This is a genomic window from Exiguobacterium sp. s95 (assembly GCF_018618655.1).
Taxonomy (GTDB): domain Bacteria; phylum Bacillota; class Bacilli; order Exiguobacteriales; family Exiguobacteriaceae; genus Exiguobacterium_A; species Exiguobacterium_A oxidotolerans.
The window spans coordinates 213,143-225,728 of the sequence record NZ_JACSMM010000001.1; the positions used below are offsets into that span (position 1 = coordinate 213,143).

The following is a 12,586-nucleotide window of genomic DNA, read 5'->3' on the forward strand; positions in this document are numbered from 1 at the left end:
GAATACGCCCACTTTTAAACGATCCGCGTGAAGCCCGAGTGAAAAGTGGGAGATGAATCGCTAACCACTCTTTCGGGTATATACGTTGCAAGGAGAGGAACATCATGTTGACACACAAGGCCTACAACTTCAGAATATACCCGACAAAAGAACAGGAAATCCTGATAGCGAAGACCATTGGTTGTTCGCGCTTCATCTTCAATTACTTCTTATTGAAGTGGGATGAGACATACAAAATGACAGGAAAAGGACTGTCTTACGGTTCTTGTTCGGAAGAAATTCCGATGTTGAAGCAGGCGTTCGACTGGTTGAAAGAAGTTGATAGCACGTCTATTCAAACGAACGTCAAACATCTTGACGGTGCTTTTGACCGCTTCTTCAAGAAGCTGAACGAACGGCCACGCTTCAAGTCAAAGTGCAACCCTGTTCAATCGTATAGGACGAACATTCAGGGCAAGTCTCAACTTCCCGAAGACGGGCTCATCCGTCGGCGTCGATGTCGGACTCAAGACCTTCGCCATCCTGTCGAACGGCACGGTGTACAAGAATGACCGTTTTTTTTTTCGTTAGCTTGAGAAAAAGCTGGCGCGTGAGCAACGCAAGCTTTCTTCGTCAACGGTTGGCCTTGGATAAGAAAGGAAAACTTTCCGCATGCTCGAATACAAAGCGGAATGGTACGGCAAGACCTTAACCTCTAAGCGAAGCGTAGGTAGAGGTAGTTCAATTTGAGCCTTTCCACGACAGATTGAACTGAAGGACCAGTAGTATGAAATTTTGAAAGGATAGGGGATGACTATATGTTTTCAATAACAATAGAGAGTTTTATACGCATTACCACTGTAGGTTTTTTAGCTTATATCAGTCTAATAATTTTTTTACGAATTTCTGGGAAGCGGACATTAACTAAATTGAACGCTTTCGATTTAGTGATAACAGTCGCACTTGGTTCTACTTTAGCTACTATTTTACTTAGTAAGGATGTCAGTTTATTAGAAGGATTGACTGCACTTACTCTATTAATTTTAATGCAATTCATGATGACATTCATAGCTGTTCGTTTTGAAAAATTCAATAAACTCATTAAGTCAGAACCACAGTTGCTATATTTAAGAGGCAAATTTCTTGAAAGGGCTATGAAAAAAGAAAGAATAAGCAAAAATGAGATCTTGCAGGCTGTGCGTAATAAAGGAATCGGAGGATTAGAGGAGGTGAAAGCTGTTGTTCTTGAAACAGACGGTAGCCTATCAATTATTAAAGGAGAACTAGAGGATACTTTATTAAAATTAGGCGGAAAAACGCCCACTTCTAAACGGTCCGGGTGAAGCCCGAGTGAAAGTGGGAGGTGAATCGCCGCCCTCTCTTTCGGGTATATCCATTGCAAGGAGGTGAACATCATGTTGACACACAAGGCCTACACATTCAGAATATACCCGACAAAAGAACAGGAAATCCTGACGCGAAGACCATTGGTTGTTCACGCTTCGTCTTCAATCACTTCTTATCGAAGTGGGATGAGACATACAAAACGACAGGAAAACGCCTGTCTTACGGTTCTTATTTGAAAGAACTTCCGATGTTGAGCAGGCGTATTGGTGAATGACGTCTTCCTCATCGCGGACAGCCTTTTTTTTGAACTCAAGCGCGTATCGATTCTTGTTATTTTTGAGATAGCGCTTAAAGATCTCCGTACTTTTCGCCGGAGGAGAATGGAGTTCTTTTCTGACACGTACAATGAGGTACAGACGGTCGTCTTTCTGAAACAGATCTTCAAACAAGGCGAGGGATTTTTGATAGACCTTCTCAAAGTACGCCATATTCAGTTCATCGGAATCCGGTTGAATCTGATACAGTTCCTTTTACAAGTCGAGACTAAGTGTCAGCGGACGCTCCGCAAAAGATTCTTCCAAAACATCTGGATTGTCGAGGTGAGTGTGGAAATAATCTTTTAGTTTCATAAAGTGTTCCTTCCTTGGCAGTTGTTGTGTACTTTCCCATTATGTTTAAGAACATCTCCGAATGAATGAAGATTTCCGGTTAAGGGTATCAAGTATAGAATCAAACTAAAACAATCCACTCAAAAGGAAGTGAACGCATGGCGAATCAGCATGTTACACCCCATTCGGATGGTGGCTATCAGGTCATCGCGGAAGAAGCATCGAGAGCAACGAAGCGATTTCCGACACAAAAAGAAGCCATCGCAGCCGGGCGGGAAATTGCGAAAAAGCAACAGGTCGAGCTGATCATTCATAATAAGGAAGGTCAGATCCGCGATAAAGATTCATATGGCAATGATCCGTTCCCGCCGCGCGGGTAAACGCAAAAACACGTCGCTAGTATATGAAATACCCCATAAAAGTTGGACATAAAAATCCAACTTTTATGGGGTATTTTTATTATGGATTGAGCCGTTCTGCCATTCTGCCTTCGACAAGGAATACATATACAAATCGTCGAACTGTCCGCGTGTCTTCTCGTATTGACGCAACAGTCCTTCCCGCTGGAAACCAAGCCGTTCTAGTAACCGTTGAGAGGCTGTGTTGTTCGGCAGAACAAGCGCTTCGATCCGGTTTAGGTCCCAATCATTAAAACCGTGTGCGAGTACAGCCCGAACGGCTTCTTGTGCCAGTCATTTGCCCCAGTAATCAGGACTCAGTTCAAACCCGAGTTCCGCCCGCTGGTGCCGGGAAGAACGGTTCAGGAAGCCGCAACTGCCGATGATATCAGAAGTCGCATGTTCGGTGATGCCCCAGCGGAGACCGGTCTGTTCTGTTCTGTTCGGATGGAGTGATACCAGTTGATTTCGTCCAACGCATCGGCTTCCGTTTGGAACGGATTGAGTCCCATTTGTGTGACGACGCGTTCGTCAGCGAGATACTTCAGCAGACTTGGAGCGTCAAACGGTGTGACTTCACGTAATGTCAGCCTGGTTGTCGTCAGTACAGGAAATGCAAGTGTCGTCAAAGTGATTCCTTCTTTAAACATTTAATACAAGCCGGTCATCGTCAGCTTCAACAGCATCGAGACGATGTAGGTTTTTTCCGTTTGAGTACCCGAAAACTGTTGCGTATCAAACGTGATCCCGCGTTCACGAAAAAAGGTACACCAGGTCCCTTGCTCCTCATAGTAATAAAATCCGTCCGTCAACCGGTCGATGGCCGGTGATGCGGGCAACCCGTATTTTTCGGTATAAGCGAAGACGTCGGCTTCTGTGACCGTAAACACGTCCGCGTAGGAATGATTCCGCATGTCAGAGACATTCAGTGTAAGGCAGGCAAACTGATACGGATTGCCGTACAGGAGAACTTTGATTTGTGTATCATGGTCGATCATGTCCTTCGACTCTTGTTCTAAAAAATGGTGATATCGGCGTTCAAAATGTATTTCCATCATTTTAACATTTAGATTATTTTAAAACCAGATGATGGTAAAATGGAAGGGGGAAGATCGCATTCATTCAGAAGCTTCGTGGTATTTAAAGCAAAGTCTCTACATAGGTTATGTACGATATAAAACGGAAAGCAGGAATAAAAGAATGAACCATATCATTGAACTTCGAAATTTGATCGGCACGCGTCCGCTCGTCGTAACGGGCGCCTGTGTCATCGTCCTGAATAATCAAAATAAAGTCTTGTTACAGTTGCGCCGCGATAATCACTGTTGGGGATTCGCCGGCGGAGCACTCGAGCCGGGCGAAACGCTGGAACAGGCAGCTGTCCGCGAACTGTTTGAAGAAACCGGCTTGAGTTATTCAATGTCTTCTCAGGTAACGACTTTTACTATAAATATCCGCACGGGGATGAAGTCTATAACGTTATCTCGGCCTATATCTGCCGCGACCATCAGGGAAGATTGGTTCAGGACGATAAAGAAGTCGTAGATTTACGATTCTTCCGTTTGGACGAATTACCAGACAAAATCAATCCGCCGGAACACCTGATTTTGCTCGAGTTTATTGCAACGCATCAATTATAAAGCGGCAATGTGATACGTGACACGGTTACGAGTTTTGTTCCGGTAAAGGTAATTCGATAGATATCCGGTTTTGTCGTCTGTTGCAAAAAATAAAAATCGTACATCGCATCAAAATGGTGAAGCATCGCCGTCATAATCATTCCGTGCGTGCCAATGACAATTCGTTTCCCAGGATGATTTTGCAAGATGGCGGTCAACGCTTGAACGCCGCGGTGCTGACAGGAACGAAACGTTTCCGAGCCGTCATGCGAAAAAGTGTGATCGGCAAACATCTGTCGGACGAGCGGGTAAACATCCGTTTGCGGCATCGTCTGGTTTTGTCCGGAGAAAACACATTCCCGCAAGTTTTCGTCGATCCGGATAGCTTGTCCGAGTGAACGGGCTGCTCCTTCAATCGTCAACAAGGAACGTTCGTATGGACTTGAGTAAAAAAGATCAATCTTTTCGGTCGTTAAAAAACGCGCGACGCGTTCTGCGGCTATCTGTCCCGCATCGGTCAACCCACGTGTTCGCTCACTCAAATCGGTTTTTGGAGACTCGGCGTGGCGTACGAAATAAATAGTAGTCATGAGTAGAAGATGCCTCTTTTCTTTGAATAAGTAAGGTCAGGTCTTGGATGTGAAACGTAAATGAAACAGCTGACACAACGGACAAAATTCATAGGTCTTGGCTTTGTTGTTTTGATAAGTAGTGTATACCTTGTTGATTATTATGAACGATGGACGATGGAGAAACCAACCCGTTTTGTCTATCAAGCGAAAAGTGCCTCATGGGAAAGTGTGATCGAAGTAAAGCAGGCAAAGAACGGTCTGTTTTCCTATTATACAAGTGAACGCTACGCTCTTCAGTACATCGGTAAAGATATGAAACGGTTATATAAGAAGGAACAACCTATTCTATGGGAAGTGGACAGTCTTCTTTCGAGTATAAATGGCTCACCGAATCGAGTAAGCCATTTCAATGAGACGGTCGGCACCTTCCCGGGCGGTTCAACAACCGAAACGACAGAAAGTTATCGTGTCGCCACGACGACTGATATCTTTCGCATCAGCGTCAGGTGGAATGATCGTAAAAAAGAGACCTTATTTTTGACCTATACCAAGTAAAGCGAAAGTTGCCGGAAGGGGAGAAATCATGAAGACCGTTGAAATAGACGTCACCGCGGTTCAATCAGCAGTTGAGCTGCACCGGCTCTTAAAACAGAAGTTGGTCTTCCCTGGACATTACGGCGAGAACTGGGATGCATTTTGGGATCTCATCACCGATCCGGAAGACCCCGGTTTACCAGACGAAATCATATGGATCGGCTTTTCAGCGCTCCAACGAAAGCTGCCGAAACAAGCGGAACAATTATTAGCGTGTCTGGATAACTATCATCAGGAAATGGAACTTCATCCATGTGTTTCGACTTTCTTGGAAAATACGGATTGAGGTCGCTTGCCCGTAATAGGGGGTTGCTCTGGGATGCGTTTCAGAATCTATACTGAAGACGAACAGTACATTATCCCGCAAGGAGGAACACCATGCGCTTATTTGCCATTGATTTAGACGGCACGTTGTTACACTCAACTCATATAATTTCAGAACGAAATGTCTCAGCGGTCAAGCAATGCCAGAAGAATGGAGACATCGTCGTGATTGCGACAGGACGTGCCGCGTTTGACGCAGCGCACCTGTTACGGTTCCATGAACTCAATTGTCCAATCATCGGTTCAAACGGAGCAGAACTCCGGGCAGAATATGAAGAAACAACGATACGGAAAAATACTTATGTTCCCTCTGATGAGAGTGAAGCCATCTTGAACTGCTTGCTGAAGCAGAACGTATATCTTCAAATTTACTTGGAAGATGAAATTCTGATGACGTATGACGCGACGGATCAGTTGATGAAAAAAATCAAAGAAGAACAAGGAACCAATCCGTCGTTTCAAGCTGACAAATTTCTTAAATCCGTGCACCCTCAATTGACGCAGTATGGCGTCCGGGAAGTAACGGATTTCTCTGATGTCAATTTCACGCAAGTCATGAAATTCATGATTGTCAGTCCGAAAGCAGTCGTACTTAAACAGATTCAAAATGACTTGTCGTCACGAAACTGCACCGTTACAAGCTCTGGCCCATTTAACCTTGAGGTGACTGCGAGCGGAAGTGATAAAGGAATGGCGTTGCAACAATTTGCTGAACGGATGGGAATTCTACTGACAGCAACCGTAGCGATCGGCGATCATCACAATGACTTGCCGATGTTTCGGGTGGCCGGGACAAGTATTGCAATGGGGAATGCGGAAGACACCGTTAAACGACTGGCGACTTACAAGACAGGACATCATGATGACGATGGAGTTGCCATGGCGTTAGAAACGTTCCGTTCGATTCAAGTCGGACATAAAGGAGTACAGGATGGCAAATATTACTGAAATCGCAAAGGAAGCCGGCGTTTCCCGCTCGACGGTCTCCCGTGTGTTGAACAATCAGCCGTATGTCATTGCTGAGAAACGGGAGGCCGTCTTACGGGCAATGAAGCAACTGGATTATCGGCCGAATCAAAATGCGGTTCATTTGTCGCGTGGCAAAACAAATGTCATCGGTGTGATGGTTCCGCAAATCAACCATCCGTTTTTCAGTCAACTGATCGAGGGCATCGGTATTGCCTGTGCCGAACAGAACATTTCGATGCTGATTCATCAAACGTTTAATGACAGGGAACAGGAACAGCAGTCGTTTACACAACTGCGGCATAAACAAATCGACGGGCTGATCATCGGATCGTCAGTCAGTCCGCCGGAAGCACTTGAGCGTGTTCGACGCGATGGTCCGGTCGTAATCTGCGAACAGCGGGAAGAAAGTCTCGCGCAGGTCGCTGTTGATCATCAAAGCGGAGTCTTAGCAGTGTTATCTCATCTAGTGGAACGGGGGCATTCTTCTCTCGGACTGTGTCTCGGAAATCCGGCGAGCGGAGTTGGTTTGATTCGCCGTCATGCTTTCGAAGCGTTCGTTCAGGAACACGGACTACTCGTTTCGCCGGATTGGTATTTTGAGGAGAACTATTCCTTTGCCGATGGACAAAAGGTCATGAATCAGTTGTTGACGCTCACAGACCGACCAACTGCGATGATTGTCGGAAACGATTATGTCGCTGCCGGCATCATTCATCAGGCGAAACAAGAAGGTATTAAAATTCCGGATATGCTTGCTGTGACCGGCTTTGACAATCAGGCGATTGCGGAGGCAATGGGGATGACCACCGTTGCCCAACCGATTGAACGACTCGGAAAAGAAGCGGTCCAACTGCTCGATCGATTGGCTGCGGGAAAAGAGCCTCCCATCTGTCAGCCGATTCCACTCGAGCTGATTGTGCGTGAAACGACATGATACTTGAAAGTTGTAAAGCTTGTAAACGTAGCGGTTTATCTTCTCAAAGCGGTCATATTCAAAAGCGGTTGGTCAGGAGAGGATTATATGGAAATCTATCAATTTAAAAAAGAAGTGGGTAAGAAAATTACAAAGTTCGACTCTGATTTTGTGATGTCACGTATTACACAGACAGACAAAGTAGCACATATCGGATGTGTGCATTTAGATGAGGATGGATTAATCGGTTATCATCAGGCTGTTGTTTCTCAGCTTCTTGTAGTTGTAAACGGAGAAGGCTGGGTCAAAGGTGAGACGGATGAATATATCAAAGTTCATAGTGGGGAAGCCGTATTCTGGGATAAAGATGAATGGCATGAAACCAAAACAGATACGGGGTTGACTGCAATCGTTATAGAAAGCGAAGAGCTGACCACTTCATCATTAACATCTTTGAAGAAAATATAAGTGTTAACTAAATATGAAAAACTTTTAAAACCATCCTAGTTCAGTTACTTTACATAAAATGCTTTCGTTTGTACAGTTTATCTTCAATCCACAGCCAAACCCGGGTGCCGAGGTACACATTTCCGACCGTGACGACAAAGAGGATACCGAGCATGATGATGCCGCTCTGATCAAAAGTAAGAAGCGATTGGAAGATTGTAAAGACGGCGATTAACAGAAGTGGGACGGTAATACTGAGCCAAACAGAAAAAAATAAAAGTGGTTTCCACATACAAATCTTCCTTTCGTCTTTCATTTCTTCTTTTAGTATATGACGAATTTTAATATTAAGTGCAAAATTTAACGAAAAAAAAGAAAAGCCAAGGGAGGATGTCTCGTAACGAGAGGGTCTTCCTTTTGTATTTATGCAACCGATTGCATCCGTATTCGATTAAAGCAGCAGATTAAATGAATCGTTTCTCTTGCAAAAAACTAGTTTTTATTTCTTAGGTTTTGTGTAAAAATAGAGGACAACAAACTGAGAGAATTTTTAGAAAAATGAACGAATAGATTATCTGATTTTTTGGATAAAAGAGAAAATCGTCGTTTTTCAAATTCTAAATAATTTATTTGCTTTAAGCCTGGAGGGGAAAGTATGAAAGTGTTGAAGATGTGGAACCAAATCAGTTTAGTGAAACAAATTGCAATCGGCTTGATTCTTGGTATTATTTTAGCTGTATCGATTCCTGAAGCCGCAAAATCCTTAACGATTTTTGGGACACTGTTTGTTTCCGCGTTGAAGGGAGTTGCACCGGTCCTGGTCTTCTTCCTCGTCATGGCGTCGATTGCCCAGCATAAAAAAGGACAGCAGACGAACATGAAGTCAATCGTCTTCTTGTATCTTCTCGGTACGTTCTTAGCAGCAATCGTGGCAGTCGTGTTTAGCTTCCTGTTCCCGGTAGATATTACTCTGACTCAAAATACAGAAGAACTGACTGCTCCAGGGAATGCCGTCGAAGTTCTCCGGACGCTCGTCTTGAATGTGGTCGACAATCCAGTCAACGCGTTAATCAATGCGAACTACATCGGTATTCTAGCATGGGCCATCGTCTTAGGGTTAGCGCTTAAAAATGCTTCGGATACGACGAAGACGTTCATCTCGAATTTCTCGGACGCAATCGCTAAAGTGGTCGGATGGATCATCAAGCTCGCTCCGCTCGGTATCATGGGGCTTGTCATCGGAGCGATCACGGAAAATGGTCTCAGCTCTTTGCTTAGTTACCTCAATTTATTACTCGTCTTGATTGGTTCGATGCTCGCTGTTGCACTGATCATCAATCCGCTGATTGTATTCATCAATGTTCGTCAAAATCCTTATCCGCTTGTCTTCAAGTGTCTTCGTGAGAGCGGCATTACGGCTTTCTTCACACGGAGCTCGGCAGCAAACATTCCGGTCAACATGGAACTCTGTAAGAAGCTTGGTCTTGATAAAGAAACATACGGGATTTCCATCCCGCTCGGTGCGACAATTAACATGGGCGGCGCGGCAATTACGATTTCCGTCTTAACGCTCGCAGCGGTAAATACGTTAGGCATCCAAGTCGATCTTCCGACAGCAATCATCTTAAGCGTCCTGGCTGCGGTCTGTGCGTGCGGGGCTTCCGGTGTCGCAGGCGGATCACTCCTCCTGATTCCGCTCGCATGTAGTCTATTCGGTATTTCAAATGATATAGCGATGCAGGTTGTAGCGGTCGGTTTCATTATCGGAGTCTTGCAAGATTCGTTTGAGACAGGTCTTAACTCTTCGACAGACGTTCTGTTTACGGCGACAGCTGAATTCAAAAAACGTTTAAAAGAAGGGGAACAACTGTCAATCAACCGATCGGTCATGGCTGCAGAAACAACTGAAAAAGTCGTCAATAGCTGACTCGATTGTAAATAGTATCGGTGATGCTACAAAAAAAGGTTAAAACCACCCGAATGGGATGTGTTTTAACCTTTTTTGTCTTGATGGATTTACAAGCCTTGAGCGACATCGATATCGTCTCCCGGCAATGGGTGCTGACAGGGCCGCTCAACGTTAGCGTGTGATGTACTAATGGAATCAGTATTTTCACTGAGTGAAAGAAATTATCTTTGTTTGTGTATCAATCGACTCCACTAAATAAAAATTTCCAAAAATGTTTTCTGATTATATAATAAATATGAGAAATGGAAATTGATTACGTTAGAATAGCAAATTTAATCAAAGGCAACATAGTGGAGGTACATATGAATTATATCGAGCATTTGGAAAAACATTGTGGCAAGATGATGGGTCATCTCGAGATTGAAGAATTACAAAAAGAGGCGATTCAATTGGTGCAGTTTCAAAATGCACCGTTTGCGAATGCGAGTACAGTGACATCACTCGGACTGTTGCGCAACCCGTTGCGATTCGATAATAGCGCTATTGTCCATCAAGAAGTGATGCTGTCCGTCATGCAACAAGATGCCGAATCGGACCTGGTTGAATTGGTCTATCGCTTGACGCTGGAAGCATTAAAGACTGGACATGCTTATGATTTAGGCGAGTACTTACCGCTGCCGGATGGATTGTTATCGAAGTACGGCTTCGCTGCTCGGTATGTGACGACACCGTTCTACTTCGAGGAATCGTTTCAAGTCCATCACGGAGATGCGGCGTCCGGAGAACCGGAGACGGTATTACCGGTCTGGTTCGTGCCGATTTTTGCTTCGGAAGTCGCATACATCGAGCAGTACGGCATTGATGAATTTAATGACATGCTGTATGAAACAGAGATGCAATTGCTCAATTTAAAGCGGCATCCACTCGTCGGGGACGATGAAATGATTGATGAATCAAGGCCTGACAGACAGGTCTTCGTTCTCGAATGTGAGATCACAGATGACCTTTTTGAAGACGACATCCAACGGCCGTTAGTACTGGACGGACCCTTAGGGAAGGCGTATGACATCAGCGTAGAATCGGAAGAACGAGGTAATTCTGTCCTAAACCAAGCCTTCCTGTATGATTTTTTGATTCATCAAAATCGTTTTCCGGTATACGCGACCTTTTTTGCGTTTCAAGAGGAAGCCAAAGAAAACAGGTCGTTCTTCGCGCAACATCATATGTCGTTCACCTCACATGTCTTGTCTAGACAAAAACAAACGAACGGATGGTTACTCGGAAAACGATCGTCGACGACTGAGACGCATTACTTCACGGTCAAGATTGAAGATGCTAAGAGACTCGAACTCATCCTTGAACACGCGTACGGAGTCGCATTGATGAACGAACTGTTCATGTTTTCGTATTCCGACCATCTGGCGATTCAAACAGAGATCGAAACCATCTACCGGAAAACACGTGTGTTAGAAGATCGATTCGTTTATCCGGAGGATTCGACGGTCGTGATCGTCGGTCATGATGGTGCAATGCTTTATCTGCTCTCGAACGAAGAACACTTCGCTTATGATCTTCGGACGGACTGGGCGAAACGATTGCGTCAACAGTTACCAAGCGATACGGTGATTCGGCAGCTGAATGGAGAATGGTTCGCGGATTTATAAGAACGGGAGGAAAGGCATGCAAGTCATCAAACAGATTAACGGTCAGAATCATTTTTGGCTGTTCGAAAAGGATGGTCGGACGCTCTACACGTTTCACGGCATCATGGGAGAGCGGTTAGAAGAACCAATGAGCGAGCAAAAATTCTCGCGTTTTTTTAATCTGGATGCCTACATCCGGGAACTTGTAGTAGAGAAAGAAAAAGACGGATACTACGTCGTTCAAGAAGCGGATTACTACGAAATTGTCATCGAAATCTTTTGTCAGGAGAAAGAATATGACGTCATCTCGGAGCATCGCGCGAACATCGAAGAGGAACTCAATGAATTTCTTTTTTCGTCGGGAAACGGTTATTTTTTTGAGGATGATTATGGTCCGGAAGCAATCGAATTCGTCCTCTATGTTCTCGAACCGTCTCAGATCGTCGAACCCGTCATTGAATATTTTAAGGCACAGTATGGCGTGACGAAGATCCGGGTGGGGCAGGCAGAGGTTCATTACGGCAGACGCTTGACCGGACTTTATCCCGCAGGCAAGAATTTTAACCGGAAAAATTGAACGATGACGATACAGGTAGGAGGTACAGTATGAACGAGCTGATGATCGACGAATACTCTTTTCAGTCGAAGAGTATACAACGTATGCTTCAGACATCCGAAATCAACGTGCTTGGTCCATTACAAACTATCTACAAAATCATGTGTTATGACCATACAGTAGGTAGCTTTACAAGTGAATTGACGGAGGGGGTATTGTATGACACGCTAGTTCGCTACAATCATTTTCCTTTATATATCACGACTAATTTTGATGAGATTAGAGAAGATGAGATGAACCTCTTAGACCGTTTAAAATCGAGACTATTCGTATGCCACGAACATCCACGGTACGAAGGCGATCATCGGCGTACCAGTTTTTACTGTTGTATCGAAGTGTTGGATGCGAATGCTCTGCGTTTCATCTTAGAAGAGTCCTTTTTTCGAGCTGCTTATAGTGAAACGTTCCTCATCACGTTCGCGCGACCTACGTTTGAGTTGAAGATTTCTGGGAGATGGATCTTTAAAGAAGCGAAATATACCCATGTGATTGATGCACGTGATGGATTACCGTTTATTCTTCCATCGCATGATGCGCTCGGTTTCATGTGGTTTTCGAATGGAGATGCTTTTCAAAGCGTCGATCAGCTAAAAGCGATCCTACCACCGGATTATCAGATTGATCACGTTTTAAATACCTACAAATAAT

General features: G+C 44.5%; 14 protein-coding genes and 5 pseudogenes. 14 read left to right on the forward strand and 5 right to left on the reverse strand.

Annotated elements, in window-relative coordinates; all coding sequences use genetic code 11:
- Window positions 1–104: 104 nt before the first annotated feature.
- The 3 genes and pseudogenes from KNP99_RS01130 to KNP99_RS01140 form a co-directional block, all read left to right on the forward strand.
- A pseudogene (locus KNP99_RS01130) lies at window positions 105–670 on the forward strand (helix-turn-helix domain-containing protein); the annotation flags it as partial.
- A gap of 127 nt (window positions 671–797) precedes the next feature.
- The gene (locus tag KNP99_RS01135) at window positions 798–1,322 is read left to right on the forward strand and encodes a DUF421 domain-containing protein (protein ID WP_215193003.1); all 525 of its coding nucleotides are present in this window, start codon (window positions 798–800) and stop codon (window positions 1,320–1,322) included.
- 72 nt (window positions 1,323–1,394) lie between these two features.
- Window positions 1,395–1,585: pseudogene (locus tag KNP99_RS01140) on the forward strand (helix-turn-helix domain-containing protein); the annotation flags it as partial.
- 49 nt (window positions 1,586–1,634) lie between these two features.
- Here the strand turns inward: KNP99_RS01140 and KNP99_RS15550 are convergent.
- Window positions 1,635–1,814: pseudogene (locus tag KNP99_RS15550) on the reverse strand (DUF3885 domain-containing protein); the annotation flags it as partial.
- A 278-nt stretch (window positions 1,815–2,092) separates the two neighbouring features.
- On the opposite strand from KNP99_RS15550, the gene KNP99_RS01145 reads away from it, so the two are divergent.
- Complete coding sequence (locus KNP99_RS01145; protein ID WP_214845516.1) at window positions 2,093–2,314, forward strand: DUF2188 domain-containing protein; 222 nt, start codon at window positions 2,093–2,095, stop codon at window positions 2,312–2,314.
- 63 nt (window positions 2,315–2,377) lie between these two features.
- On the opposite strand, the pseudogene KNP99_RS01150 reads toward KNP99_RS01145, so the two are convergent.
- Together KNP99_RS01150 and KNP99_RS01155 are read right to left on the reverse strand one after the other, a co-directional pair.
- Window positions 2,378–2,982, reverse strand: a pseudogene (locus tag KNP99_RS01150) (GNAT family N-acetyltransferase).
- Entirely contained in the window at window positions 2,983–3,330 is a 348-nt protein-coding gene (locus tag KNP99_RS01155; RefSeq protein WP_214845518.1) for a hypothetical protein, read from the reverse strand.
- Between the two features lie 202 nt (window positions 3,331–3,532).
- Between KNP99_RS01155 and KNP99_RS01160 the strand changes: the two are divergent.
- Window positions 3,533–3,972 (forward strand): annotated as a pseudogene (locus KNP99_RS01160) (NUDIX hydrolase).
- Here KNP99_RS01160 and KNP99_RS01165 read toward each other — a convergent pair.
- Window positions 3,963–4,541 carry a histidine phosphatase family protein gene (locus KNP99_RS01165; RefSeq protein WP_214845520.1) on the reverse strand — a complete coding sequence of 193 codons (579 nt, stop codon included), beginning with the start codon at window positions 4,539–4,541 and terminating at the stop codon, window positions 3,963–3,965. The pseudogene KNP99_RS01160 and the gene KNP99_RS01165 overlap by 10 nt on opposite strands.
- Before the next feature lie 60 nt (window positions 4,542–4,601).
- On the opposite strand from KNP99_RS01165, the gene KNP99_RS01170 reads away from it, so the two are divergent.
- From KNP99_RS01170 to KNP99_RS01190, 5 genes are all read left to right on the forward strand, one after another.
- Window positions 4,602–5,078 carry a hypothetical protein gene (locus KNP99_RS01170; protein ID WP_215193004.1) on the forward strand — a complete coding sequence of 159 codons (477 nt, stop codon included), beginning with the start codon at window positions 4,602–4,604 and terminating at the stop codon, window positions 5,076–5,078.
- 28 nt (window positions 5,079–5,106) lie between these two features.
- Entirely contained in the window at window positions 5,107–5,403 is a 297-nt protein-coding gene (locus KNP99_RS01175; RefSeq protein WP_215193005.1) for a barstar family protein, read from the forward strand.
- A gap of 92 nt (window positions 5,404–5,495) precedes the next feature.
- Window positions 5,496–6,389: a Cof-type HAD-IIB family hydrolase gene (locus KNP99_RS01180; RefSeq protein ID WP_214845526.1), complete on the forward strand. Its 894-nt coding sequence runs from the start codon at window positions 5,496–5,498 to the stop codon at window positions 6,387–6,389.
- On the forward strand, window positions 6,373–7,344 hold the full coding sequence (locus KNP99_RS01185; protein WP_214845529.1) for a LacI family DNA-binding transcriptional regulator: 972 nt from the start codon (window positions 6,373–6,375) through the stop codon (window positions 7,342–7,344). The genes KNP99_RS01180 and KNP99_RS01185 overlap by 17 nt, the downstream gene beginning before the upstream one ends.
- An 87-nt stretch (window positions 7,345–7,431) precedes the next feature.
- Complete coding sequence (locus KNP99_RS01190; RefSeq protein ID WP_214845530.1) at window positions 7,432–7,791, forward strand: cupin; 360 nt, start codon at window positions 7,432–7,434, stop codon at window positions 7,789–7,791.
- A 49-nt stretch (window positions 7,792–7,840) separates the two neighbouring features.
- On the opposite strand, the gene KNP99_RS01195 is transcribed toward KNP99_RS01190, so the two are convergent.
- Window positions 7,841–8,062, reverse strand: a complete 222-nt coding sequence (locus tag KNP99_RS01195; protein WP_214807965.1) for a hypothetical protein — start codon at window positions 8,060–8,062, stop codon at window positions 7,841–7,843.
- Between the two features lie 363 nt (window positions 8,063–8,425).
- Between KNP99_RS01195 and sstT the strand changes: the two genes are divergently transcribed.
- The 4 genes from sstT (at window position 8,426) to KNP99_RS01215 (ending at window position 12,585) form a co-directional block, all read left to right on the forward strand.
- The gene (gene sstT, locus KNP99_RS01200) at window positions 8,426–9,697 is read left to right on the forward strand and encodes a serine/threonine transporter SstT (RefSeq protein WP_214804821.1); all 1,272 of its coding nucleotides are present in this window, start codon (window positions 8,426–8,428) and stop codon (window positions 9,695–9,697) included.
- Between the two features lie 344 nt (window positions 9,698–10,041).
- Complete coding sequence (locus tag KNP99_RS01205) at window positions 10,042–11,343, forward strand: suppressor of fused domain protein (RefSeq protein ID WP_214845531.1); 1,302 nt, start codon at window positions 10,042–10,044, stop codon at window positions 11,341–11,343.
- Window positions 11,344–11,359: 16 nt separating this feature from the next.
- Entirely contained in the window at window positions 11,360–11,899 is a 540-nt protein-coding gene (locus tag KNP99_RS01210) for a hypothetical protein (RefSeq protein WP_214769507.1), read from the forward strand.
- A 29-nt stretch (window positions 11,900–11,928) separates the two neighbouring features.
- Complete coding sequence (locus KNP99_RS01215; RefSeq protein WP_214845533.1) at window positions 11,929–12,585, forward strand: hypothetical protein; 657 nt, start codon at window positions 11,929–11,931, stop codon at window positions 12,583–12,585.
- Window position 12,586: the final 1 nt, after the last annotated feature.